Consider the following 24792-nt stretch of genomic DNA (forward strand, 5'->3'; position numbering starts at 1 on the left):
ATCAACCGTCTACGCGAATCCGGGTCACCCAGTGGTCATAGGCGGAATCGCGCCCTTCCGTGATTGCCGTAAGGCGCTCACGAATCGCGGTCATTACCGGCCGATGACCAGGCATGTCGGTGGTCTCTACCCGGCGCACCGGGGTGACCTTGGCGGCGGTGCCACTGAGGAACACTTCATCGGCCACAAACAGCTCGCTCTTATCGACAGGACGCTCCAGGGTGGGGATGCCCATGGCCTGGGCAAGTTCCAGCACGCTGGCCCGGGTGATGCCTTCAAGGATGTCCTGATCAACCCCGGGGGTGATCAAGACGCCATCTCGAACAATAAAAAGATTCATGCCGCTGGCTTCACTCACCTTGCCGCGACTGTTAAGTAGCAAAGCCTCATCAAAACCGCTTTTTACAGCTTCTGTCTTGGCCAGGGAGCTGGTGATGTAGGCGCCACTGATCTTGCCGCGCAGGGGTAGGGAGCGGTCTTCCTGGCGGGTCCAGGAGGAGATGCGGCAACTCACACCCTCCGGGGAGAGGTAGTCGCCCAGCTCCAGTCCGTAGATGAGAAAGTCGGTCTCAATGTTGTGCAGCCGGGGTGCGATACCCAGATCACTGGTGTAAACAAACGGGCGCAAATAAACCGGGCAGGTTGGTTTATTTGCCCGCAAGAAGGTCACGATCGCGTCGTGAATGGTTTCTTCGGGTAGCTCAGTGAGCAGCAGCCGGGCACTCTGGCTGAGCCGGCGGGTGTGGCGATCGGCGCGGAAAAGCAGGATCTCAGCCGGGTCGCTGGGATTGGGCAGGGCCCGCATGCCGCCAAAGGCTCCCGTGCCGTAGTGGAGGGCGTGGGTGGCCACCGACAGGGTGGCTTCGGCAAAGGGCACGCATCGGCCACCGAACCAGGCGTAGGGCAGGAACTGGTGCATGGTGAGGGCGAAGCGGGCTGTGCTGGCGCGGCGGCCTGGGGCCGAGTTGAACCGATCTTCTCACCGCAGCAAGCAGGATGGGGCGATGCATCGCTTGGCATCGGTACCTGGGGGAGGAGCAGCAGCCGATATCGGCGCCCTGGTGGAGCAGCCTGCCGCGCCTGTGCTGCTGCTCAGCAGTGCCGACACCGACCTGCTGGCGATTGACCAATTGCTTGAGCGGGAACCTCAGCTGCTGAAAGCGGAGCTGCGCGGCCTAAACCTGGCGGCCCTGGCTCACCCGGCCCAGATCGACCACTACCTCAATTCCACCGTGCGCCACGCCCGGCTGGTGGTTGTGCGGTTACTGGGGGGCAGGGGTCACTGGAGTTATGGCTTGGAGCAGCTCCAGAGCTGGGCAGGCTCAGCCCCAGAGCGCCAATTGCTTGTGCTGGCTGGCACGGCCGATGAGGAGCAGGTGCTGGGGGGGGTAGGCACTGTCGCCCCTGAATTAGCAATCGGCCTGGCCCGCTGTCTGCGGGAGGGGGGACCCGCCAACCTGCGCAAGGTGCTACGGGCTTTGCAGGCTCTGCTTGAAGGTCAGTCCCCAGCGCCGCTACAAGCCGAGCCCCTCGCCGATCCATTACCCCATGATTGGCAGCAGGAGAACGGCCCTCGCGTAGGCGTGATTGCCTACAGGGCCCTACTGCAGGCCGGTGACCTTGCCCTGATGGAAGCCACCCTGCAGGCCCTGCGCCAGGCAGGACTGTGCCCGCGCGCGCTATGGGTAAGCGGTCTACGGGATGGGGCGGTGCAGCGGGGCGTGGCCGACCTGCTGCAGCGGGAAGGAGTCCAGGCCGTGTTGTGCAGCACCTCCTTTGCCTCAGTGCAGTTTGAGGAGGCCGGCCTAGGGGCACCCCTATGGGAGCAACTTGGTGTGCCTGTGCTGCAGCTGCTTTGCAGTAGCCAGCCCCGCAGCCGCTGGCAGACCAGCAGCATCGGCTTAGGCCCGACCGACCTCACCCTCCAGGTGGCCTTGCCAGAGTTGGACGGGCGGCTCACTACCCGTATTGGGGCTTTTAAGGAGACCGTGGGCGCCAGCGAGCGTCTGGCTTCGGCCCTGCAGCGCTACCAACCGGATCCGCAACGGCTGACCTGGATCGCCCAGCTCTGTGCCAACTGGATCCGGCTGCGCCAAACCCCAGCTGCCGAACGCCGCGTTGCGCTTGTGCTCGCCAATTACCCAACCCGCAACAGCCGCCTCGCCAATGGCGTTGGACTCGATACGCCGGCCTCAACGGCCTTGATGCTGCAGTGGCTTGCGGGGGCCGGCTACAAGTTGCAGGGCCCAGTGCCTGTCGATGGCGAGGCCCTGATCCAGATGCTGCTGGCTGGACGCAGCAACGATCCGGAAAGCGAGCACCGACCCGCCCTGACCCTGCTGCCCCTTGCCACATACCAGGACTGGTATGCCTGCCTCCCCAGCGAGGGCCGCCAAAGGTTGGAGGCGGTGTGGGGACCGCCTGAACTCGATGTGGCTCTGGTTAGCGCCGCCGGAGCTGTACCCGGCTTCCCGATCCGGGGCTTGCAGCTGGGGCATGTGAGCGTATTGATCCAGCCCGACCGCGGTTACGACAGGGATCCGGCCCTCAGCTATCACAGCCCCGACCTGCCCCCCACCCACGCCTACCTAGCCCAATACCTCTGGCTGCGCCTGGAGTTTGGCGCCCATGCGGTGGTGCATGTGGGCAAGCACGGCAACCTGGAATGGTTGCCTGGCAAGGGATTGGGTCTGTCCGCCAGCTGTTTTCCGGAGTGGGCCCTTGGGCCGCTGCCACACCTATATCCCTTCATCGTCAACGATCCCGGCGAGGGCTCCCAGGCCAAGCGGCGCAGCCAGGCGGTGATCCTCGATCACCTGACACCGCCCCTGGGGCGGGCGGGCCTGTATGGGGCGCTGCAGCGACTTGAGGTTTTGCTGGATGAGTATTGGGAGGCCTGTCAGCTCGGCAGTGAACGGGCCGGTCCCCTGCGCCAGACCCTGGCCAAGGAGCTCGAGAGTATGGAACTGCCGCTCGGTAGCGCAGCGGAGCTTGATAGCCGGCTTGATGCTGCCGATGGCTACCTCTGCGAGCTGAAGGAGGCCCAGATCCGCCTGGGGCTCCACACCTTCGGCACCCTGCCGGAGCCCGGTCGCCTGGCGGAGCTGCTGCTCTGTTTGGCCCGCTGTCCGTTGGCGGCACAACCCGGCCTCACCCAGGCCCTGGCGCAAGACCTCCAACTCAGCTTTGACCCCTGGGGTGATGAAGACAGCACGCCCCTAGGCCAGGCAGACCAGCAACGGCTCCAGGGCGCCTTTGGCGGAGAGCTACCGCGCCTGGTGGGAGATGGGGTTGCGCTGTTGGAAGCGCAAGCTCTGACCCTGGTGGAGCAGGAGCTGGCCGGCGTGCAACAAAGCCAAGACCAGCCTTCGCCATTGGCTGGACCCAGGCTGCAGCAGGCGCTGATGCACCTGCGCCAGGCCCTGCTGCCCCCCCTACTGGCCTGCGGTCACGCCGAGCGGGAAGCCTTCCTGCGGGGCCTGGAGGGGGGGCGCATTGCCGCAGGACCATCCGGAGCACCCACCCGCGGCCGACCAGATCTGCTGCCGACGGGCCGCAATTTTTACAGCGTCGACCTGCGCGGGCTACCCACTGAAGCGGCCTGGGACCTGGGCCGACGCAGCGCCGAATTGCTGCTGGAACTGCACCTTCAGGAACAGGGGGAGCACCTGAGCAGCTTGGCCCTATCGGTTTGGGGCACGGCAACGATGCGCAATGGCGGCGAGGACATCGCCCAGGCCCTGGCCCTACTTGGCGTGCGACCGGTTTGGGATGGACCAACCCGCCGGATGGTGGATCTGGAGGTGATTCCCCTGAGCCTGCTGGGCCGTCCGCGGGTGGACGTGACCCTGCGCATCTCAGGACTGTTCCGCGACGCCTTCCCCCAACTGGTGGGGTGGGTCAACCGGGCCACTGAACTGGTAGCCGCCCTAACCGAACCAGAGGCGGACAACCCCCTCGCCGCCGCCTATCACCGCGAAGGCCACAGCGCCCGCGTCTACGGCTCAGCGCCAGGCGCCTACGGGGCAGGACTGCAGGGCCTGATCGACAGCGGCAACTGGGAGGAGCGGGCTGACCTGGGCGAGGCTTTTTTGAACTGGAGCAGCTGGCGTTACGACAGCCAGGCTGGGGCTTCTGGGCAGGCTGGTATCGAAGCCCAGGCCGACCGGAGCGGCCTGGAGCAGCGGCTCAAGGCGGTGCAGGTGGTGTTGCACAACCAGGACAACCGGGAGCACGATCTGCTCGACTCCGACGACTACTACCAGTTTCAGGGAGGCTTGAGTGCAGCGGTGGAACGGGTCTCAGGGCAGCGCCCAGCACTTTGGTTTGGCGACCATTCCCGAGCTGCCAGGCCCCGGATGCACCGGCTGGAGCGGGAATTTGACAAGGTGCTGCGCAGCCGCGTGCTCAACCCCCGCTGGATCGAAGCGATGAAAGGCCATGGCTACAAAGGCGGCTTCGAAATGGCTGCCAGCCTCGATTATTTGTTTGCCTACGACGCCAGTACCGGCCGAGTCCCCGACTGGGGCTACGGCGCCATCTGCGACCAGTGGCTCGGGGATCAGACAGTGCGTGATTTTCTGGTGCAGAGCAATCCCTGGGCCCTGCGCGACATGGCCGAACGGCTACTGGAAGCCCACAACAGGGGGCTGTGGGAAGGGGCACAAAAAAACCAGCTGGAGCAGTTGCGCCAGCTGGTTCTTGATAGCGAAAGTCTGATTGAGCAGTGCTAAGGCAACCAAGCCAACTTGATCAACCTTTTAATTCTCTGCTCATGCGCTTGAAGGGATCAATGTCGCCAGCTTTGCCGCTGGCCTGCTGGCTGATCTGGACCTGCGGGCTTGCCATCGCAGCTGCCTGGGCCTGAGCTTGAGCCTGCTCCTGCTTGATCGCTGCACTTCCACCAGGCACATTCACGCCCATGGCAGAACCTTTCATGCGCTGATCAAGTTCCGCCTGGGACAAGGCTTGGGCGAAGGTCTTCTTGACTGGTTTTGGGACACCTCGGGTGAGATCAAAGGCTGGTTCAGGCTGGCTGGTCTGCCCACCCAAGCCATCAGAGACCCGCTCCAGCCGCGACTCCATCGAAGCCACCTCTGCCACCATCTCCTTGTTGCCGGGGCTGTCAGCCGAGCCCGGGAAGGTGCGGCGAATGGTGTTGGATCGCCGCATGAAATCAACGTTGCCCATGCTGCTGGAAGCGTCGGCATCCAGGAAGAAGGTTTCAACCTCCTTTTTGGGCTGGGGGGTCTTGGGGGCGGCGGCGTTGCCGTCGCGGGTGGCGAACAGGCGATCAAACAAACCCATCGTCTGCCAGGGGTAAGCGTCAGGAAACCCTAGCGGCCGAGAAGCGCTAGTCCATGGGTATCGGTACCGCAACTCATAAAAAGGCCACGTTGCTGCAGCTCAGCAGCAATCGCCTCGCACACCAGAGGCGTTGGTGTCCAGCGCGGCTGCATCTGGTAGTCGTACCAAGCCTCGGCGCCATCAAAACCGAGACGATCGGCGGCGGCGATCAACCGCTGGAAGGGCAGGCGATAGCGGGCGGGATGGGCAAGTAGCAGCAGACCCCCCGCTTGGCGCCCCGCCTCCAGCACCGCCTCAGCCTGGAGCGCTGGCCCCACCAGCGCCCGCCCCTGCAGATAGGGCTCAAGGCTGGGGTGATCGGCATCAAAACCAAGAACCAGCACATGCACCAAACAGCCCTCGAGCAGACAGCTGATTTCCACCCCTCGCCAGAAGCTGGGCACGGCACGGCCCTCGCTAGCCGCCGCCTTAAACACCTCCATGGCAGGCCCGTGGGCGGCCAGGCTGTGGTGATCGGTGATGGCTAGGTGCTCCAGGCCGAGTTCTAGGGCCTGCTGGGCCAGCTCAAGGGGGGTCAGGCTGCCGTCGCTGCAGATGGTGTGGCAGTGGAAATTGACCCGGCTAGGGCAGCAGGCCGGCGTCAGCTGGCGGAGTACGTGCCGCAAGGGGTGATCAGGCACGAGTTCAGGCATTCGCGGACAACCGCTCCGCCCGCAGCCGCCGCCAGCGGGCATAAAACTGAATCGATGCGGCCATGAAGACCACCAGGGCCACGATGAACCAGGTGGCAGCGCCGGTGGGGAATTGGTTTTTGAACACCACCAGCATCACCACGATCACCAGCAGCAGGGTGGGCAACTCGTTTAAGGCCCGCAATTGCTTAGGGCTCCAACTGCAGGCTCCCCTGTTGAGCTGGCCCATCAACCGATAGCAAAAGGCGTGGTAAGCCAGCAAGGCAGCCACGAAGGCCAACTTGGCGTGCATCCAGCCCTGCTGCAGCCAGGCGGGATTCACGCTCAGTAAACCAGCCGCACAGACCACTGCGACCACCATGCCGGGGGTGGTGATGATGTTGGCCAGACGGCGCTCCATCAAGCCGTACTGGGCCTGGAAAGCCGGCCGCAGCGACTCCTCCAGCTCCTCAGCCTCGCGGTGATAGATGAACAGCCGCACCAGATAGAAAAGCCCGGCAAACCACACAACCACCCCCACGATGTGGAGAGTCTTGAACCAGAGGTAGGCCTCGGCGGGCCAGCTCAGGGTCAATAAGGGCATGGCGGCAGTTCAAGCAAGGGCCCACAAACTAGGGCCGCAGCAGTCAGTGGGCTGAAGCAGTCAGTGAGCCGCAGCTGTGGCCCGGATCGCCGCCAGCTCGTCGGGGGGGATCTTCTCGAGCTGCTTCATCACCAGCCCCATGCGGTGATTACGGCGCAGTCCCTCTTGGTTGCGAGCCAGGAAATCCCAATAGAGCGCGTTGAAGGGACAGGCATCCGCTCCAGTGCGCTGCTTCGGGTTGTAGCGACAGCCCTTGCAGTAGCTGCTCATCCGATTGATGTAATTGCCGCTGGCGGCGTACGGCTTGCTGGCCAGCATGCCGCCATCGGCAAACAACCCCATGCCGAGCACGTTGGTTTGCATCACCCAGTCGTAGCCATCAATGAACATGCGGTGAAACCAAGCGGTGAAGGCCTGGGGATCGAGGCCGGCGATCAAGCCGTAGTTGGCTAGGACCATCAAGCGCTGGATGTGGTGGGCGTAGCCGCTTACCTCGAGTTCGGCCAGAACCGTGTCCATGCAGGCCATGCCACTGCCGCCCAGCTGCTCTAGCCAGCCGGGCAACGGACGGTTAGCGCCGAAATGATTTCGGGCGGGATAGTCGGCGCCAAACCACCAGTAGAGGCCGTGGGTGTATTCGCGCCAGCCCAGGATCTGGCGAATCACCCCTTCCAGGCAGGCAAGGGGCGTACCCCGCTCCAGCCCGGCCTGCTCCAGCCGGCGGATCACCTCAAGGGGCTGCAACAGGCCAATGTTGAGATAAGGGGAGATCAGGGCGTGCCACAGGGTGGGCTGGCCGCTCACCATGGCGTCCTGGAACGGGCCGAAGCCATCGAGCCGCGTATCGATGAAATGCTCCAGCACCGCCAGCGCCTGGGTGCGGGTAACTGCCCACCCAAACGGCGCACTAATCCCTGGTAAGCCAGGTTCAGAGGCGGCCTCAAGCTCCTTAGCCAGCCTGTCCACCTTGGCAATCACGGCCCGGGTGATTGCATCTGGCGCAAAGACCAATGGTTCAGGCCCCACCAGCCCCTTTGGCGGTGCCTTGCGATTCTCCTGGTCGTAATTCCACTGTCCACCAAGCGGCTGGCCGTCATCGCTCATCAGCACGCCAAAACGCTTGCGGCCCTCCCGGTAGAACAATTCCATGCGCAGCTGCTTATAGGGAGCAGCCCAGGCGCCGAAATCATCCCGGCTCCAGAGAAAAGCATTGGAGAGGTGCCACACCAGGGGCGTAGGCAGGGGCAGCCGTTCAATCGCTTCACGAAAGGGGCGCTCGGCTGGCTCCATCAGATGCAGCTCGCTGATCTCGTGCTCGGCCAGCCAATCCTTCAGCGCTTCAGCAAAGGTTGGGGCCTCAAGCAGGTCCACCGTCCAGCCCCGCTGGCGCAGCTCGGCAGCGAAATGCCGCATGGCACTCCACACCAGCACCAGCTTCTGGCGGTGATAGCGGCGTTGCTGCAGCACCGAGCTGCTCTCAATCAGCAATACCCGGGTAGTTGCGGGGGTGTGGGCTGCCAAAGCTGCCTGGAGGGGGTCCAGCTGGTCGCCCAGCACCCAGATGCCAATCACGCTCAGGCCTCACCAGCCAGCCGGCAGGCACGGCGGGCTACGGCCGCGGCGTAGCCCCGCTCCACCGGACCAGCCAGGGGGCTGAGCACCCCATTGCGGCAATCCACCACCAGACGCTCGTGCTGACCCTGCTGGTCGTTTACCCGCAGCCGCAGCTGCCAGTGATGCTTAGCGCTGCGGTGGATCTCATCACCACAGACGGGCCCAACGCAGATGCCGGGGGCGCCGAGGGCCGGCGGCGTTAGGGCAGGTGAAAAAAGCAGCAGCAGCCCCAGGGCCAAGGGCAGTAGCAGCAGGGAAGCCAGACGCCTCAACTGGCCCACTCCTCGCTAACGAGCTCGTCACTTGGGTGAAAGTAATCCCACACCTGGCGGGCCAGGGCCGGCCCCACTCCCGGGGCAGCGGCGATCTGCTCTGGACTGGCCAACTGGATGGCATCAATCGAGCGGAAGTGAGCCAATAACTCCTTGACCCGTTTCGGTCCCAGGCCAGGAATATCGGAGAGGCGCGAGCGCTTCATCCTCTCGCCCCGCTGCTGGCGATGGAAGCTCACAGCGAAACGATGGGCCTCATCGCGCAGACGACGCAACAGCTGCACACCCAGCTGGTCGGGCTCACTCTCCAGGGGCTGCTTAGCCCCTGGCATAAACACCTCCTCCCGCTGCTTGGCCAGGGAACACACCACCAGCTCTTCGTGCAGATTCAGCTCTCGCAGAGCCTCCATCACCGCCGAGAGCTGGCCCTTGCCGCCGTCAATCATCACCACATCTGGCCAATCATTGAGGCCACCGGTGTGGAGCGTGGTGTTGGCGGCCCGCCGGAGCTCGCCCAGGTCGGCACCCTCGGCCTTGGCCTGGGCCCAGCGGCGGAAGCGGCGGCGCATGATCTCGGCCATGGCCATGAAGTCGTCGGAGTGGCCTGAGCGGATCGAGCTGCTTTGAATCTTGTATTTGCGGTAGTGCTGCTTGGCCGGCAGCCCATCGATGAACACCACCTGGGAGGCCACGGCGTCGCTGCCCTGGATGTGGCTGATGTCGTAACCCTCGACGCGACGTGGGGGGGTAGGCAGCTCCAGCAGCTGGGCCAGGTCTTCGGTGGCCAACAGTTGCTGCTCGGCGCCGCGCTGGGCCCGCTGCAGCTCATAGCTGGCATTGCGCTCCAGCAGCTCGATCAGGTCGGCTTTCTGCTGCCGCTGGGGCACGGCAAGTTTCACCTTGCGGCCGCGGCGCTCCGCCAGCCACTCCTCGATCAGGGGCTGCTGGGGTAGGGCGTGCTGCAGCAGCAGCTCGGGGGGAATCTCCACCGGCTCCACCTGGCTGTAGTGCTCCTCCACCACCCGCTGCAGGATGCGGCCGGGCTCCAGGGGCTGGCCATCGGCGCCTACGGCATCAGCGGTGAAGCCAAGCCGCCCCACCAGCTTGCCGGCCCGCATCTGGAACAGCTGCACCGCCGCCACCCGCTCATCGGCGGCTAAGGCCACCACATCACGGCTCACCGAGCTGTCGCCGAGGCTCATCTTCTGATCAGCGGTGAGGGTGTCGATGCCCTGCAGCTGGTCGCGCACCCGCGCGGCGCTCTCGAAGTCAAGCCGCTCGGCATATTTGCCCATCTGCTCATTCAGCAGCTCGAGTAGCTCCTCGTTGCGCCCTTGAAACACCATCGCCACCTGGCGCAGGGTGAGGTGGTAGGCCTCGGAGCTGATCTTTTCCTGGCACACCCCTGGGCAGCGGCCGATGTCGTAGTTGAGGCAGGTGCGCTCCCTGTAGAGCGGCTGGGGTCGCTGACGCAGCGGAAAAACCCGCTTCACCAGGGTGAGGGTGCGGCGCAGCAGGCCCACATCCACGTAGGGCCCGTAAAAGCGATCCAAGGGCGAGCGAAACCGCCGCCGCCGGGTGATGAAGATGCGCGGGTAGGCCTCGCTCCAGGTGATGCAGAGATAGGGATATTTCTTGTCGTCTTTCAGCAGCACATTGAAGTGCGGCTGGTTCTGCTTGATCAGGTTGGATTCGAGCGCCAGCGCCTCGGCTTCACTGTCGGTGACGATGAATTCGATCTCACACACCTGGCGCACCATCAGGGAGATGCGCGGGCTGTGGCCATGGCCGCTACCGCTTTGGAAATAACTGCGCACCCGATTGCGCAGCACCTTGGCCTTGCCGATGTAGAGGATGCGATCGCTGGCATCGCGCAGCAGATAGCAACCCGGCTCGGAGGGCACCTCCTTGAGCCGGACCTTGAGGCGTTCGGGTTGCTGCAGCAGGGGCAGGCTCAACCGCCGTATTGCCAGCCGGTGCTGCCGAGCTCAAGGGCAGCACCATCGCGGTGCAGGGTGGCCGTCTTCACCTCGCCCACGAACACGGTGTGGTCGCCATGGGCCACCTGACCCACCAGCTCACATTCCACCGCACCAAGGGCGTTGTCGAGAATCGGCAAGCCCAGCTCACCGAGGCTGAAGGGGGCTGCATCGAAGCGACCGCCCATGCCTTTTTGGGGTTTGAAGAAAACTGCGGCCAGGTCCTTCTGGTCAGCGGCAAGCACGTTCAGGGAAAATTTCTTGGTGCGCTGAATGATGCCGTTGCTGGTGCTGTCGGCCCGCACAGCCATCACCACCAATGGCGGCTCAAAGGAGCCCTGGGTCACCCAGCTGGCGGTGAAGCCATTGACCTCATCCCCCTCAGCTACGCCGCAGATGAACACGCCATGGGGAATTTTGCGCAGCAGGGTTTTCTTGGCTTCGGCGTTAAGGGCGGGGTTAAGGGCCATGGCGGCAAGAGCGCTTAGAACTACATCCACCCTAGAAACGCCTCGGGCACCCATAGGCTGGCCTAATGCGCGCCCTCTACCCCGGCAGCTTCGATCCCCTCACCCTGGGCCACCTCGACCTGATCGAGAGGGCAGCACGCCTGTTTGACGGCGTAGTGGTGGCCGTGCTGCAGAACCCCACCAAGCAGCCGGCCTTCAGCCTCGAGCAACGGCTGGAGCAGATCGGCACCGCCACGGCCCATCTCCCGGGGGTTGAAGTGGGCAGTTTTGATGGCCTCACCGTCGATTTCGCCAGTCTTTGCCAGGCCCAGGTGATTCTGCGGGGCCTGCGGGCCCTGAGCGACTTTGAATTCGAGTTGCAGATCGCCCACACCAATAAAAGCCTGGCCCCCCAGGTGGAAACCCTGTTTCTTGCTACTGCTGTGCACCACAGCTTCCTGAGCAGTTCCGTGGTGAAGGAGGTGGCTCGCTTTGGCGGCGATGTGCGTCACATGGTGCCCCCCGGAGTGGCGGAAGACCTGTGCAGGCTTTTTAATCGGGCATCTCTTTAGAGCTGTACATGACCGAGCCCACCATCACCGTGCTGGATCAGCTCGATCAGCTGGAGGAGATCGTGCTGGAGGGAAGCCGCATTCCGTTCAGCGGCGGACGGCTGGTCAATGAGCAGGACGCCATTGAAGTGATGGATGCCCTGCGGGAATCGCTGCCGAGCCAGCTGCAGCAGGCCGTAGCGCTAATCCGTCAGCGTGAGGAATTTATTGGCCAGGCGCGACAGCAATCCGACGAGATCATTGCTGCTGGCAAAAGGGAGCGGGAGCAGCTGATCAACTCAGCCGCCATTCGTCAGGAGGCGGAGCGGCAGGTGGGTGAGCTGCGGGATCAGGCCCGCCAACAATGCGAGCAGCTGATGTTGCAAGCCCGCCAGCAGGTTGCCCAGGCTGAACAGGAGCACCAGGCCCGCACGGCCCAGATGGAGCAGCAATTTGCGCTCCGCCGTCAGCAGCTCGAACAGGAAACGGCTGAGCGCAACCGCCAGCTGCTCGAACAGCACGATCGCAATCGTCAACAGGCGATGGCTGAACTTGAGCAGATCCGCCAAGAGGGAGTGAGGGTGCAGCGCGATAGCCAGGCAGAAGCGGAGCGGGTACACAACGACGCCCTGCAGTTCCGCCAGCAGACCCAGCAGCAATGCGACGCCCTGGTGAGCCGCAGCCGCCAGGAGTCGGCCGCCATTCAAGAGGGTGCCAACCGCTACGCCGAGCAGGTGCTGGGCGAACTCGAGGGCAGGTTGAAGGAGATGAGCCAGGTGGTACTGGGGGGCCGCCGCGAACTGGTGCGACTCCAGGCGCCAGAAACTGCCGCGCCAGCTGTCGAGGAGACGACTGGCCGCCGCCGCCGGGTAGCCAACACTCTCAAGCAGCTAGCGGGCTAGGGGGGGCACAGCTGGCTGTTTTGCGCTTGTCGCAACACCTTGCCAATAGTGACGTTGGGTGAGCTGGCGCCATTGCTGATGGCGCTTACGTAGCGGGGCCCGGCAGCCGTCATCAACACGCCACTGATGGAGCGCACACCGCTGATTGTGCCTGTTTTGCCAAAGAACTGGCCCTGCAGCGGGGTGCCCACATAAAGGTTGCGCAGGGTGCCCCGCTGCCCCGCAACCGCCATCGACGCCAGATAGGCGCGGCCGTAGGGGTGCTGATCCATGCGCACAAGCAGGGCAGCCAAGAAGCGGCTGGTGAGTCGGTTGGCTCGGTCGAGGCCACTGCCATCGGCAACGCGAACCCCCTGCATCGGCAGGCCCTGTTCGGTGAGCCACAGCATCTGAAGCTGGGTGGCTCGGGCCAGATCCCAGGTACCAGCGGCCTGGCGCAGCAGTACTTCGGCGGTGAAATTGTGGCTTTCGGTGTTAGCCAGGCTCAGCAGGTTGTGCATCGGAGCCGATGACTCCTGGTGCAGCAGCACGGCATCAGCGGGCAGGGGGGCGCGGGCCGACACCAGTGAGAGCTGGACCTTGGCCCCCCGCTGAACCATGGTTTTCTGCAGCAGGGTCTGTAGTCGGGAAGGCGGATTCATCACCGCCTCGTTGATGGCATTGCTGGTGACCGCCAGCCGGGTGATCGGCGCGCCGTAGGCGTAGTAGCGGTCGTCTGGGTGCCAACCTTGGGGCCACCAGGCCTGGCGGGGCTCCTCGGCGATCTGCAACCGCACCAGCGAAGGCGTCTCACCACTGCTGCCACCCGATCCCATCGCCAACATGGCGAATCGCTGCAGCTGGGGCAGGGCCAGGTCGGGGTCGCCCTCTCCGGTGAGGCGGAAGCTGCCATCACCCAGCCGCCAGAGCTGGGTATTAAGGCGATAGTCAGGGCCCAATCGGTCTAGGGCGTAGGCCGTGCTCACCAGCTTCTGATTGGAAGCAGGAATGCGGGGCCGGGTGCCGTTGAGGTCGGCCAGCAGGCGGCCCTGGGCATCGGCAATGGTGATGCTCCACACAGAAGCCTCGCCTGCCACGGTGGCAAGCAGCCGCTGCTGCAGCGCCGGACAGCTCAGCTGAGCCTGTAGCTGGGGCAGGCCAACCGGTGGGGGCAGGGGCGGCAGGGACGCCAGGGGCACCTGCTGGGCCAGGGCGGCAGCTGGCGCAACCACCAAAACGAGCACTAGGGCATGCACACCAGAAAGGCGCAGCAGAAGCTGACGCTTAGCAGGGGTTTTGAGAGGGGCCATCTCAGCCACCTCCAACCTTGAGCCCGCTAACCGTGCCGCCCACGCGGAATTGCTCCCCCTCTATTTCCACTGGGGCACCAATCTTGAGGGTTTGGTTGCCAAAAACCACACCGCCAGCACTCTTGCGGCCCTGGCCCTGGAGCACAAAACGAGCATCGAGGCTGCCCAGGGTTGCCTGGTTGGGGTCCACAGCCGTCACCACCGATCCGTTGGGTTGGACTGCCACCAGGCGCCGCTGCAGGGGCAACACCTGCTTGAGCGCCACCGAGCCATGGGGCTGGTTACGGATCACGATTGCAACCTTGCCGTCCTCCTGGGCGGCCTGAATCAAGGCTCTGGGATCAGCCACCGGCACGCCACGCACATCCACCAGCACGGTGACTGGGGTGAGTCCACCGGTGGCCTGAGCCACCGCTCCGCTCAGCTTGGGGCTCCAGATCACCCCTGCGGCAGCCAGGAGCACCGCAACTCCGGCGCCGATGTCAACAAGGCTCCAGGAGCGTCCTTTTGCTGCAGGGCTCTGGTCGCTCTCGGAAGCCATCGGCAAGGTCTGTGTTTGGCGAAGTGTACGGAGGCTGGCCGGTTAGATCCAGTGCAAGTGGGTCCGCAGGGGGCTAGTTGCGCAGGCCTTCAATGAAAGCGTCCATCACTTTGAGGTTGGCGCCGAGCCCCAAGCCGGCTTCACCCGCCATGGCTAACGCCCGTTGCTCCATGTCTGGCTTCTGGTCGAAACTGCAAACAAAGCGATAGCCATCGGCATCGCAGCGATACAGCTCCCACATCCCCGGACAGGCCCGACGCAGGGCCCCATCTCCTGTTGGAATCAGGGCATAGGCGCTCTGCCAGCCGGACAGAAAACCCTTGCGGCGCTCCCGAGCCACGCTGCCGATACCGATGGCCGCATCCTCGAGGTTGCCGTTTAACAGCAACACAACGCCGCGGTGCAGGGCGCATACCTGCTCCACCTCCTCGTAGTCGGCGGGGGAAGGTGCCACCAGCAGCAGCACGCCCTCGCTGCCGCCATCAGCCTGCTGAAGGCGCATCTGATCGCGCAGGCTGGCAATTCGGGTTGCGAAATCAGGGGCATCGCGTTGGGCAAGGGCAGTGGCGCCGGCATCGGCACAAAGCAACCTCAGGCTGGGTGCAGCTGAACTGAGACCAGCCTGCAATCGCAAGGCCAAGGGGAGCAATCGCAGGCCCTCGAAACGGAGCTCGACACTCCAAAGCCCCTTGGCTCCTGCTGCCAAGGCGCTCTGAATCGCCGCCAGTGCTTCAGCTTCTGCGCTGCGCAGATCGGGGGGGAGCATTAGGCCGTCAACGGATGCTCCGACGCTACCGAGGCCGCAAGCGCCATCTGCAACGCCTGGACCAGGGCCTCAAGATCGGCGGCGCAATGCCAGGGCCCGAGGCTGATGCGCAGGCCACTTGCGGCGTCGGCCTCGCCATAGCCCAGGGCCCGGAGCACGGAGCTGGCAGCCGATCCAGAGCTGCTGCAGGCCGAACCGCTGCTCAGGGCGAAGCCCTGGCGGGAGAGCTCACGCACCAGGTTGCGGCCGGAAAGCGGCAGACCAGCCTCGCTAGCCACCAGCAGGCTGAGGTGGTGAGGCAGGCGGGAGTCGCCCGGGGGCGGACCGCTCAACCGCAGCCCGGGAAGGCTAAGTAGCCGATGCAGCAGGGAGTCGCGCAGGGGTGCCAGCGAAGGCGTGGCACAGCTGAGCTCCAGGGCCTTGGCGAAGCCGCTCAACAGCACCACAGGTTCGGTGCCGCCACGCCTACCGCCCTCTTGGCCGCCACCACCAAGCTGGCCCTGGAGGGCGAGGCCACGACGCACCAGCAGCAACCCAACCCCCCTGGGGCCCTGCAGCTTGTGGGCCGCCCCACTCAAAAAATCAATGGGCAGCTGGCGAAAATTGATCGGCAGGTGGCCCAGAACCTGCACCGCATCAACGTGCAGCAGCACCCCCGCCCGCCGGCAACGGGCCCCGATCGCCTCAATCGGCTGGAGGCTGCCAACCTCGTTTTGGCCCCAGATCACCGAGACCAGACGGGTTGGAGGCACCAGCAAGCCATCGAGGGCGTCGAGATCAAGCAATCCCTGCCTATCCACCGGCACCGCTTGGACGCTCCAGCCGCGCTGCTGCAGTTGGGCAGCTGCCGCCATCGTGGCGGGATGCTCGACCGCCGATATCACCAGCCGGCCGGGTGTGAGGCCAGCAGCAGCCCCGAGCAGGGCCAGATGAATGGCCTCGGTACCACCGGAGGTCACCACCAGTTCATCTGGCTCGCAGCCCAGCCCAGCGGCCAGGCTCAGGCGCGAGCGTTCGAGCTGCTCTGCTGCCGCAAGGCCAGGGCCGTGGAGGCTTGAGGGGTTAGCCCAGGCCGTGGCCTGGGCAAGGGCCATGGCCTCCAGCACCTCGGTAGCGGTGGGTGTGGTGGCGCTGGTGTCGAAGTAGCCAGCCAGTCCTGGCAGCTGACTGGCCAAATAGCCCACCTAGCCTCCCTGGGCTGGATCGCTCTCAAAGCGGGAGCGAATCCGCGATTCAAGGGAATTGGCGGCCAAGGCCACCAGGTCGTCGAGGGAGCTGCTGTTGAGCAGGGCATCAACCCGGGCCCTGGCTTCGGCTGAAGGGCAGGCTTCAGGTCGGATGCAGCCATTGGTGCAGACGCTGGCGCAGTCGACAGCAGGCGAAGCGTCTGGTTGCTTTTGCACCGGGGCGGCGGCCTCGAGTTCAAAGGGCTCATCGCCCCAGAGCTCGGGGGTCACGACGCCGTCAAAAACAGCCACAGCGGGGCCCGCCATAAACACATGACCACTGGCTCCATCCCAATCAATTTCCAGGGGCCCGCCTGGGAGATCGAGGCGCGCGCAGCGTTCAGCCAGCCCCAGCAGATGGGCCACCACGAGGGTGGCGCAAGCACCGGTGCCGCAGGCCAAGGTGGGGCCCGCTCCACGCTCCCATACGCGCATCACCAGGTGAGTGCGACTGATTACTTGAACGAAATGAACGTTGGTGCGGGCGGGGAATGCAGGGTGAACCTCGAATGCCGCGCCATAACGCTCCAAATCCACCGCCTCAACGTCTTCAACGGGGATCACAACGTGGGGATTGCCCATGCCGGCCGCCCCGACCGCAAACGAGGTGCCAGCCACTTCCAAATTGCCCTGGGGCAGCCCGTTATCGCCACAAGGCAAGGTGGTCGGAATGGATGCAGGATCGAGAAAGGGGGCTCCCATGTCGACGCGGATGCTGCCGTCCTGACGCAGCTCGGGAACGATGCGCCCCGCCAAGGTTTCGATCTGCCATTGACGCCCGGGAACATCGCCATCGCTATCGGTCAGAAAGCGGGCCAGGCAGCGCATGCCATTGCCACACATCTCCGGTTCCGTGCCATCGGCATTGAAGATCCGCATGCGCAACTCACCGCCCTGCCGGGGCGGCAGGGCCAGGATCACACCGTCAGCGCCAACCCCGAAGCGGCGGTCGCAGAGGCGCTGAATACGTTCCGGGGTGAGGCCGTAGCTGGCATCGGTGCTGGAAGCTCCCCTGCCATCAAGCATGAGGAAATCATTTCCCAGGCCTTGATATTTGCTGAACTGGAGCACGATGGGGGCGAGCGCAGCCACAGCTAGATCTTATGCAGAGCTTTTTCGAGAAGCGGACCACCGCCCTCGATACCTCGCAACCCAGCATTCGGCACTTACAGGATCTGATTCGCCATAAAACCCCGGTGGCGGTCCAGGTGCCGGGTGTGGGTGAGCTTGAGGGAATCCTGCATTGGCAGGACATCGACTACCTGGCGCTCAAGCAGGACGAAAATCGCCCCCTCACCCTGATCAAACGCGCGGCCGCAGCGACGATCCGTGCGCTCGGCTGAGCAGGAGACATCCAACTGGGCTGTGGCACGATCAAAGCCCTGATCCAGCCTGGCTGCCGTGAGCGACGCCCCCCGCTACCAACCCCAGGCCCTCGAATCACGCTGGCAGCAGCACTGGGAGAGCACGGCTCAGCACCGCACGCCAGCGAAGCTGGATGGGTCCTGCGGCGACAGCTATTACGCCCTGTCGATGTTCCCCTATCCATCGGGGAACCTGCACATGGGTCACGTACGCAATTACGTGATCACCGATGTGATCGCCCGGGTGCAACGTTTACGGGGCAAGCAGGTGCTGCATCCGATGGGTTGGGATGCCTTTGGTTTACCAGCCGAAAATGCGGCCATCGAGCGGGGAATTGAACCCGGCATCTGGACCGATCAAAACATCGCCTCGATGCGGGAGCAGCTGAAGCGGCTTGGCCTCTCCATCGACTGGGATCGAGAGCTGGCTACCTGCCATAGCGATTACTACCGCTGGACCCAGTGGTTATTTCTGCAGTTTCTTGATGCTGGGCTCGCTTACCAGAAGGACGCAAGCGTCAACTGGGATCCCATCGACCAAACGGTGCTTGCCAACGAACAGGTGGACGGCGAGGGCCGCTCCTGGCGATCCGGAGCCCTGGTGGAGAAACGCAAGCTGCGCCAGTGGTTTCTCAAGATCACCGCCTACGCCGACCAACTGCTGGACGATCTGCCCAAGCTCAAGGGTTGGCCGGAGCGGGTGCGCACCATGCAGGCCAACTGGATTGGCCGCAGTACGGGCGCCGAGCTGCACTTTGAGGTTGTGGATTCATCTGGCGCCGGCACCGGTGAACAGATCACCGTGTTCACAACACGCCCGGACACCATCTTTGGCGTCAGCTACCTGGTGCTGGCCCCAGAACACCCCCGGGTAGCTGGGCTGACCACCGCCAAGCAGGCTATCCACGTGCAGGCCTTCTGTGATCTGGTGAGCCGCCAAAGCGAGCTTGAGCGCACGGCCGACGACAAACCCAAACGGGGTGTGCCGATCGGTGCCCGGGTGCGCAACCCAGCCAATGGCGCCCTTATCCCCCTCTGGATCGCCGACTACGTCCTCGCCGACTACGGCACCGGCGCAGTGATGGGGGTCCCTGCCCACGACCAGCGCGACTTCGTATTCGCGCGGCAGTACGAATTACCGGTGCAGCAGGTGATCATTCCCCAGGGCAGCGACGAGCACGCCTTCGAAGGTGGTGCCTGGACAGAAGCCGGGGTTTTGATCCACTCCGGTTGCTTCGATGGGTTACCAAGCGCTGAAGCCAAAAGGGCGATCACCGAGGCAGCGGCGGGTCAGGGTTGGGGCAATGCCAAGGTGCAGTTTCGTCTTCGCGACTGGCTGATCTCTCGCCAGCGCTACTGGGGCTGTCCGATCCCGGTGATCCACTGCGAAAGCTGCGGTGTGGTGCCCGTACCGGCCGAACAGCTGCCGGTTGAGCTGCCGGTGGGGGCCAACCTTGAGGGCAAGGGCGGATCGCCCCTAGCCCAATTAGAGAGCTGGGTGAACGTGGACTGCCCCTGCTGCGGTAAGGCGGCGAAGCGTGAGACCGACACCATGGACACCTTCATGTGCTCCAGCTGGTATTTCCTGCGCTACAGCGATCCCCACAACACAGACCTTCCGTTTACTCGCGAGGCAGTGGACAGCTGGTTGCCGGTTGATCAATACGTGGGTGGGATCGAGCACGCGATCCTCCACCTTCTCTATGCCCGCTTCTTCACCAAGGTGCTGCGAGACCGGGGCCTGCTGGGCTTCGATGAACCCTTCACCCACCTACTTACCCAGGGGATGGTTCAGGGCATTACCTACAAGAACCCCCACTCCGGCAAATATATCGCACCGGGCGATGTTGTCGATCCAAGTGACCCCCGCGATCCAATCAGCGGCGAAGCGCTAGAGACTTTCTACGAAAAAATGTCGAAGTCGAAGTACAACGGCGTCGACCCTGCCCAGGTAATTGATAAGTATGGCGCTGATACGGCCCGGATGTTCATCCTGTTCAAGGCTCCACCGGAAAAAGATCTGGAATGGGATGACGCCGATGTGGAAGGCCAGTTTCGCTTTTTACAGCGTCTGTGGCGGCTGGTGGATGGGGCCTGCGCCCGAGACCTTCAGCTGTCAGGTGTAGGGAGGGCGGTTGAGCAAACTGCGGCCCAGTTTGCCAACACAACCCTGACGGCTTCTGAGCTGGAGCTGCGCCGGGCAGTGCATACGGCCATAGCCGAGATCAGTGAGGACCTCGATGGTGAATATCAGTTTAATACCGCCATTTCTGAGTTAATGAAGCTCAGCAATGTGATGGCTGAACATCTCGAGGCCGCCACTGCGCCCGTAGCTAAAGAGGCATTGCACACCTTGCTGGTGCTCCTGGCTCCGTTTGCCCCCCACCTGGCGGAGGAGCTTTGGCTGCGTTTGGGAGCCAATCCAGACAACAACTGCAGCATCCACGCCCAGAGCTGGCCGCACCCAGACCCTGCAGCCCTAGTGCGCGAAACTATTGATTTGGTTATTCAGGTCAAGGGCAAGATGCGAGGCAGCTTGGCGGTGCCGGCCAACGCTGATAAAGCAACCCTTGAACAGCTGGCGCTCAATAGCGAAATCGCACAAAAATGGCTGGAGGGCAAGCCCCCCAGCCGGGTAATCGTGGTACCTGGAAAGCTGGTGAATCTGGTGCCCTAGAACCACTCAGCCACCGCTTCTTCAGCGGTGTTGACGTTAGCGTCCGGGGTAGTGCGGACGAATTCAAGCGTGATATTGCGCCGTTGTTCGCCGTCAGCTGCTACGGCAGTAATCGGGTACAACTGCTGGCCATCACGGAAGGGAACCTGAAGCCTGAAGGTGCCGTCTTCGCCGAGGGGCACGACTTCCTCACCAATCCGCAGGGTTGCCGCCGGATCAGTAGCTCCATAAACAATCAACTCGGCATCGGCTACTAGCCAGAAGGCCCGCTGACGAGTAGCCACACCACCAGCACCGGACTCGTTGCGGCCACTGGCCCAAAGACCGGCACCGGAAGCATTCAAACCCTGATTGTGGTCGGAATTGGCATCCACTTCGTGGAAAGCCTCAGATCCGCGGCCTACGGCCCTCCAAGTAGTGGTGGCAGCCTGATAAACCCGCTCGTGAATACCAGGAGCTGCAGTCGGCATAACGACTGCACCACTAGCTGCAGAAGAAGCAGCAGCATCTAAAGAGAAGGGCACAAACTGATCGAGGATCTGCTCACTGGGATGGAGGGCAGGTACCCGAGCCACCGAGGAGAAGGCCAATGAACGCCAACCGCCCCCAGCTAGCCGGTAGCCAAGTTCAACCCGATAGTCCCTGTCGCTGAGGGGAACAGGCAGGTACCACTCGGTGGCATGGCTATTGACCACTACTTCCTGCATGGTGTGCTGGTGGGCAGCACCAGCACCGAGACCGGTCACATCCACAACTCGAAGTACCAGCTGGCTGGCACCGTCGGCCATAGCCTGGCGACGGTCGGAGTCGGAGAGCTCCCAAAACACGTAGGCCCACTGGGGATCCCTAGGCAGAAATACAACTGCCGTTTCGGAGACTGGCCGGGGAGCAGAGCTCATCTCAGCTTCAATGCTGCGCAGATCAACACCTTCAGGCGCATCGCCGCCGGGCTGGCTAGATGCGGGCTGGGAGTCTGACCTGCGTTCAATAGCCCGCAGCAGCTGATCCTTCAGCATCCGGCTGTAGCGGCCTATGCCGAGGTTGCTCGCCATCTGGCGCAGTTGACGCAAGGTCAGATCGTTGGCGTCGTAATCACCCGACATCGGAAAACCTGACGTAGTCATAACTGCTGCTTTCCGAAGAAACTCGGTCGATTTTCAGGTATTCCGGCCCTGTTTCCGGAGCCTTGTCAGCAGATCGCCACGTCCGGGGAGCAAGCGGCCCCACCAGGTATTGCCTCAAGACCCGATTCCAGGCGCTCCCCAGCGGGCAGCTGGGGCTACGGAAGACCTAGCTCTGTCAGCGGGAGCAAATCAACCGATACGCCAAGAGGGGTCGAGGCCATGGCCCTTGGCGACTTGTGTCAATGAATGGCCGTGCCCCTCCCCAGGAGCGTGGTCCGTTCTTAAACAAGGTGAACTCCGTGGACCTATCGATGCGTTGGCTGGGCCTAGTGCTGTGCCTTCTGTGGCTGGGCTGGCGGCTCCAGGCCCTGTGGCAGTGGACTCAGCGGCAATGGCGCCTAGATCCGCTCAGCAGTGAATTCCAGCAGGAACTACGCCGCCGCGGCTTAGTGGGGGTTTTGCCCTGAAAACTAAGCGCTAGCTACAAGGCGCTGCCTAAGCAATTGAATGTGGTCGTCAATGAGGGTGCGAGCCTCTTCAAGGCTGGCTACTGAACCCATGGGCATGCCACTGCAGTGCTGAATGCGGTAGGCCTCTGCAGCTGGACAGCGGCTGATCAAGCGCACGCTGCAGCCGCGATGTCGCCACTCCGCAATAGCAGAAGAATCAGGCATGGCACGCTCTGCGACTTTTGCAATCAACCAAAGCTGGCCAGGGATGGCAAGGGGAAGTGTTGGTGCGACAACCAGCCTCAGGCTTTCTGGCTGAGCCGCCAAAGCTCGTTGACGGTTTTTCCTGATTCCACAGCCCGCAGACGCTTGACCAGCTCGAACATCTCGGTGCTTGCCAACTCGCCATTTTCTTGCCACTCCAGGCTGCGGGGCTCGAATAATTCCTGGCGAGGCGCTCTGTCCTCTGAACGATTCATAACTGCTACACGTTGATTGCAAGACCTTATGGAATTGATCAGGGGATCGAGACCGGTTCTGATCTTTATCAATGGAAGATTGTGTGAAGGAACACCCGCCCAGAGGCCGGTCACAGGCCTAAATAGGCCATCCCCGCTCGAGCTCCGTGGCCCTGGTACACCGCGATACCCCATATCCACATTGGGAGTTCGCCAGCGACTCCGGGGATCTGCTGCGGGTGGTGCCTGAGCGGGGCGGTCTGGTCACCGGCTGGCGCTGCAACGGCAAGGAGCTGATTTACCTCGATCTTGAACGCTTCCTCGACCCCGCCCAATCAGTGCGGGGCGGAATTCCCATCCTCTTCCCGATCTGCGGCGGCCTGCCGGACAACACCTTGCCCCTGCCCCAGGGGAACTTTCCCCTAGGTCAGCACGGCTTCGCCCGGCAGCTGCCATGGCAGTTGAGCGCTCTCGAGGATGGCCAAGGCATCGCCCTTGAGCTCAACGACAGCGAGACAACCTTGACGAGCTATCCCTTCAGCTTTCTGCTGAGGCTTGAGCTGCGCCTGGTGCCAGGGGCCCTCGAGATCGACACCTCGGTGCACAACCGCAGCCAGGAGCCGATGCCATTCAGCTTCGGCCTCCACCCCTACTTCAACCTCAGCAACCTCAAATCTCCCCGCTTTGAGGGGCTACCGGAGCGCTGCCTAAACCATCTATCGATGGCCGACGCCGACACGGCAGAACAAATGGCGCGATTGGACGACGGAATTGACCTTTTGGTCCGTCCCAGTGGTGACGTGCGCTTGCTGGATCCGGAAGCCGGCCTGGCCCTTGATTTGCAGCTAAGCGCCCCGTTCAACCTGGTGGTGCTCTGGACCGAACCGCCCCGTCCGATGGTGTGCCTGGAGCCCTGGACAGGACCTCGCCAGGCTCTGATCAGTGGCGATGGCAAGCTCGAAATTGGTCCCAGCGAAACCTGCCGGCTGCAGACCCGTTACGCCGTTAGCGCCTGCTAAGCCCCGTCAAGTTTGGCGGCCAAAACTGCGTCAGCTCTGGTTAGGCCATCCACCTTGTGGGTGTACACCTCAGCACTTGCGTGACCCCAGCCAAGGCTGAATTCGGCATGGTGACCCTCCGCTTCGCAGATCGCTCCAGCCCGGTTGAGCCAATCGAGAGCCTGCTGAAAATCAGCAAAGCTCCAGGCCTTTTGCAAGTGGTGTCCATCCACAACAACCCAACCGGGCAACTGGGGCAACAATTCGGCCAGTTCAGCGGCATCAAGGAGCGGCGCCCCGTCGCGGCAGGGAAGACAGCTTTCTTGGAAGAGGGCCATGGGAAGGGCTGCTGGGAAGGTCTGTTGGGAATAGATAAATCATGGCCCTTGTGAAGCCCGGTTGGCGGGCCGAAGACTTCCTAGAATTGGCATTATCGGCTCAGTCCATGCCGTATCCCGACTATCCGATTCCGGCGGATGAATCCCTACGCCAAAGGGATTTAGAGCGCCTGGGGGTACTAAATCATCCTGGCGATCAGCACTTCGAGCGACTGGTGCGGCTCGCCTCGACTGTGCTGGAAACACCGATTGCGCTCATCTCACTAGTGGATGGCGAGCGCCAGTGGTTCCTTGCCCACCACGGCATAGACAGCACCGAAACGCCGCGGAAGATGGCCTTTTGCGCCCACGCCATTGCCGGTGATGAAACCCTGGTGGTGCCAGATGCCCACCAAGACCCGCGTTTCTGCACCAATCCCCTGGTGACTCAGGACCCAAAGGTGCGCTTCTACGCAGGCACACCCCTGCAGAGTCGTGACGGTCACAACCTGGGCACCCTGTGCGTGATCGACCGGTTGCCGCGCCACTTCAGCTCCAGCCAGGTGCGACTGCTCGAGGATCTGGCCCAGTTGGTGCTGCGGGAACTTGAACTGCGTCGACTCACCACGGTTCATCCAGTGAGCGCATTAGCAAACCGAGCAAACTTCCTGGAGCAAGCTGAGCCTGAGCTGCTGCGGGCCCGCCAGGGAGGCGAAAGCCTGGCCGTGCTGGCCCTGCAGCTCGACCACTTCGACCAGATCAAGAACCGCTGGGGTCTGCAGGCCTCGGATCGGGCGGTAATGGACGTTGCCGCCCTACTGCGCTCCCAGCTATGCGAGCAGGACCTGGTGGGTCAAACCGGCGACCAGGAATTCGCCCTATTGATGGTGAATGTTGACCTCGCTACAGCCATGGAACGGGCCGATGCCATCCGCACTGGCATCAGCGAGCTGCGGGGGGCCTTTTCAACCAGCGGCCACCAGCTAACGGCCAGTGGCGGCCTGACCCTGCTTGCCCCAGCCGATCACCAGCCCCTCGATGCCCTACTTCGGGCCGAACGGGCCCTATTCCTGGCGCAGGGCAATGGCCAAAACCAGATCGCCGAAATACTGGCTGACCCCCTAGAAGCAGAAAGCGCCCTAGAGTAAATATATCCACGCCCTTCAGCGGCCAATTCTGAGCCCTGAAATCACCACATCAGACTTATTGCAAGTCTGGGTAAATGATGGGTCCT

The 24792-nt window shown here is 63.2% G+C and carries 25 protein-coding genes; 8 read left to right on the plus strand and 17 right to left on the minus strand.

The window, feature by feature from the left end; genetic code table 11:
• Nucleotide 1: 1 nt before the first annotated feature.
• Entirely contained in the window at nucleotides 2-919 is a 918-nt protein-coding gene (locus KBZ22_RS01045; protein WP_254942040.1) for a branched-chain amino acid transaminase, read from the minus strand.
• 85 nt (nucleotides 920-1004) lie between these two features.
• Here KBZ22_RS01045 and cobN point away from each other — a divergent pair, with 85 nt between their 5' ends.
• The gene (cobN, locus tag KBZ22_RS01050) at nucleotides 1005-4733 is read left to right on the plus strand and encodes a cobaltochelatase subunit CobN (RefSeq protein WP_255020937.1); all 3729 of its coding nucleotides are present in this window, start codon (nucleotides 1005-1007) and stop codon (nucleotides 4731-4733) included.
• A gap of 19 nt (nucleotides 4734-4752) precedes the next feature.
• On the opposite strand, the gene KBZ22_RS01055 is transcribed toward cobN, so the two are convergent.
• Genes KBZ22_RS01055 through KBZ22_RS01085 form a run of 7 tightly spaced genes read right to left on the minus strand, consistent with a single transcriptional unit; the run spans nucleotide 4753 to nucleotide 10917 of the window.
• Complete coding sequence (locus KBZ22_RS01055; RefSeq protein WP_255020699.1) at nucleotides 4753-5307, minus strand: hypothetical protein; 555 nt, start codon at nucleotides 5305-5307, stop codon at nucleotides 4753-4755.
• A 29-nt stretch (nucleotides 5308-5336) separates the two neighbouring features.
• Complete coding sequence (locus tag KBZ22_RS01060; protein ID WP_255020700.1) at nucleotides 5337-5999, minus strand: PHP domain-containing protein; 663 nt, start codon at nucleotides 5997-5999, stop codon at nucleotides 5337-5339.
• Nucleotides 5992-6582 (minus strand): protoporphyrinogen oxidase HemJ, encoded by a 591-nt coding sequence (hemJ, locus tag KBZ22_RS01065; protein WP_254941638.1) that lies wholly within the window; start codon nucleotides 6580-6582, stop codon nucleotides 5992-5994. The genes KBZ22_RS01060 and hemJ overlap by 8 nt, the downstream gene beginning before the upstream one ends.
• Nucleotides 6583-6642: 60 nt before the next feature.
• Nucleotides 6643-8154: a cryptochrome/photolyase family protein gene (locus tag KBZ22_RS01070; protein ID WP_255020701.1), complete on the minus strand. Its 1512-nt coding sequence runs from the start codon at nucleotides 8152-8154 to the stop codon at nucleotides 6643-6645.
• 2 nt (nucleotides 8155-8156) lie between these two features.
• Nucleotides 8157-8468, minus strand: coding sequence for a hypothetical protein (locus KBZ22_RS01075; protein ID WP_396093092.1), 312 nt, complete (start codon nucleotides 8466-8468; stop codon nucleotides 8157-8159).
• Complete coding sequence (gene uvrC / locus KBZ22_RS01080; protein WP_315858587.1) at nucleotides 8465-10426, minus strand: excinuclease ABC subunit UvrC; 1962 nt, start codon at nucleotides 10424-10426, stop codon at nucleotides 8465-8467. Before uvrC ends, KBZ22_RS01075 begins: the two co-directional genes overlap by 4 nt.
• Entirely contained in the window at nucleotides 10423-10917 is a 495-nt protein-coding gene (locus KBZ22_RS01085) for a flavin reductase family protein (protein ID WP_254941636.1), read from the minus strand. The genes uvrC and KBZ22_RS01085 overlap by 4 nt, the downstream gene beginning before the upstream one ends.
• Nucleotides 10918-10982: 65 nt before the next feature.
• Here KBZ22_RS01085 and coaD point away from each other — a divergent pair, with 65 nt between their 5' ends.
• Together coaD and KBZ22_RS01095 are read left to right on the plus strand one after the other, a co-directional pair.
• Entirely contained in the window at nucleotides 10983-11468 is a 486-nt protein-coding gene (gene coaD / locus KBZ22_RS01090) for a pantetheine-phosphate adenylyltransferase (protein ID WP_255020702.1), read from the plus strand.
• An 8-nt stretch (nucleotides 11469-11476) separates the two neighbouring features.
• Nucleotides 11477-12349, plus strand: coding sequence for a hypothetical protein (locus KBZ22_RS01095; RefSeq protein WP_254941634.1), 873 nt, complete (start codon nucleotides 11477-11479; stop codon nucleotides 12347-12349).
• On the opposite strand, the gene dacB is transcribed toward KBZ22_RS01095, so the two are convergent.
• The 5 genes from dacB to dapF form a co-directional block, all read right to left on the minus strand.
• The gene (dacB, locus tag KBZ22_RS01100) at nucleotides 12346-13638 is read right to left on the minus strand and encodes a D-alanyl-D-alanine carboxypeptidase/D-alanyl-D-alanine-endopeptidase (protein ID WP_255020703.1); all 1293 of its coding nucleotides are present in this window, start codon (nucleotides 13636-13638) and stop codon (nucleotides 12346-12348) included. The genes KBZ22_RS01095 and dacB overlap by 4 nt on opposite strands.
• Before the next feature lies 1 nt (nucleotide 13639).
• Nucleotides 13640-14179 (minus strand): DUF4330 domain-containing protein, encoded by a 540-nt coding sequence (locus tag KBZ22_RS01105; RefSeq protein WP_255020704.1) that lies wholly within the window; start codon nucleotides 14177-14179, stop codon nucleotides 13640-13642.
• A gap of 73 nt (nucleotides 14180-14252) precedes the next feature.
• Nucleotides 14253-14945, minus strand: a complete 693-nt coding sequence (locus KBZ22_RS01110) for a DUF1995 family protein (protein WP_254941631.1) — start codon at nucleotides 14943-14945, stop codon at nucleotides 14253-14255.
• Entirely contained in the window at nucleotides 14945-16129 is a 1185-nt protein-coding gene (locus tag KBZ22_RS01115) for an aminotransferase class V-fold PLP-dependent enzyme (RefSeq protein WP_255020705.1), read from the minus strand. Before KBZ22_RS01115 ends, KBZ22_RS01110 begins: the two co-directional genes overlap by 1 nt.
• Entirely contained in the window at nucleotides 16130-17242 is a 1113-nt protein-coding gene (dapF, locus tag KBZ22_RS01120; RefSeq protein WP_255020939.1) for a diaminopimelate epimerase, read from the minus strand. It abuts the gene before it with no gap.
• A gap of 32 nt (nucleotides 17243-17274) precedes the next feature.
• Between dapF and KBZ22_RS01125 the strand changes: the two genes are divergently transcribed.
• Both KBZ22_RS01125 and leuS read left to right on the plus strand, forming a co-directional pair.
• The gene (locus KBZ22_RS01125) at nucleotides 17275-17514 is read left to right on the plus strand and encodes an Hfq-related RNA-binding protein (RefSeq protein WP_254941629.1); all 240 of its coding nucleotides are present in this window, start codon (nucleotides 17275-17277) and stop codon (nucleotides 17512-17514) included.
• A 58-nt stretch (nucleotides 17515-17572) separates the two neighbouring features.
• Nucleotides 17573-20212, plus strand: coding sequence for a leucine--tRNA ligase (gene leuS, locus KBZ22_RS01130; RefSeq protein ID WP_396111440.1), 2640 nt, complete (start codon nucleotides 17573-17575; stop codon nucleotides 20210-20212).
• On the opposite strand, the gene KBZ22_RS01135 is transcribed toward leuS, so the two are convergent.
• Nucleotides 20209-21336, minus strand: coding sequence for a DUF4912 domain-containing protein (locus tag KBZ22_RS01135; protein WP_255020706.1), 1128 nt, complete (start codon nucleotides 21334-21336; stop codon nucleotides 20209-20211). The genes leuS and KBZ22_RS01135 overlap by 4 nt on opposite strands.
• 242 nt (nucleotides 21337-21578) lie before the next feature.
• Here KBZ22_RS01135 and KBZ22_RS01140 point away from each other — a divergent pair, with 242 nt between their 5' ends.
• Nucleotides 21579-21803 (plus strand): hypothetical protein, encoded by a 225-nt coding sequence (locus KBZ22_RS01140; RefSeq protein ID WP_254941627.1) that lies wholly within the window; start codon nucleotides 21579-21581, stop codon nucleotides 21801-21803.
• Between the two features lie 3 nt (nucleotides 21804-21806).
• Here the strand turns inward: KBZ22_RS01140 and KBZ22_RS01145 are convergent, their stop codons facing one another.
• Together KBZ22_RS01145 and KBZ22_RS01150 are read right to left on the minus strand one after the other, a co-directional pair.
• Entirely contained in the window at nucleotides 21807-22010 is a 204-nt protein-coding gene (locus tag KBZ22_RS01145; protein ID WP_254941626.1) for a hypothetical protein, read from the minus strand.
• Nucleotides 22011-22087: 77 nt separating this feature from the next.
• Nucleotides 22088-22264 (minus strand): hypothetical protein, encoded by a 177-nt coding sequence (locus tag KBZ22_RS01150; RefSeq protein WP_206603458.1) that lies wholly within the window; start codon nucleotides 22262-22264, stop codon nucleotides 22088-22090.
• Between the two features lie 146 nt (nucleotides 22265-22410).
• On the opposite strand from KBZ22_RS01150, the gene KBZ22_RS01155 reads away from it, so the two are divergent.
• On the plus strand, nucleotides 22411-23262 hold the full coding sequence (locus tag KBZ22_RS01155) for a galactose mutarotase (RefSeq protein ID WP_255020707.1): 852 nt from the start codon (nucleotides 22411-22413) through the stop codon (nucleotides 23260-23262).
• Here the strand turns inward: KBZ22_RS01155 and KBZ22_RS01160 are convergent.
• Nucleotides 23259-23579, minus strand: coding sequence for a 4a-hydroxytetrahydrobiopterin dehydratase (locus KBZ22_RS01160; RefSeq protein ID WP_254941624.1), 321 nt, complete (start codon nucleotides 23577-23579; stop codon nucleotides 23259-23261). The two genes, KBZ22_RS01155 and KBZ22_RS01160, sit on opposite strands and share 4 nt — an antisense overlap.
• A gap of 107 nt (nucleotides 23580-23686) precedes the next feature.
• Between KBZ22_RS01160 and KBZ22_RS01165 the strand changes: the two genes are divergently transcribed.
• Nucleotides 23687-24706: a GGDEF domain-containing protein gene (locus tag KBZ22_RS01165; RefSeq protein WP_255020708.1), complete on the plus strand. Its 1020-nt coding sequence runs from the start codon at nucleotides 23687-23689 to the stop codon at nucleotides 24704-24706.
• The last annotated feature ends 86 nt before the right edge of the window (nucleotides 24707-24792 follow it).

The organism is Cyanobium sp. L1E-Cus (assembly GCF_024345755.1).
GTDB classification, from domain to species: domain Bacteria; phylum Cyanobacteriota; class Cyanobacteriia; order PCC-6307; family Cyanobiaceae; genus Cyanobium_A; species Cyanobium_A usitatum.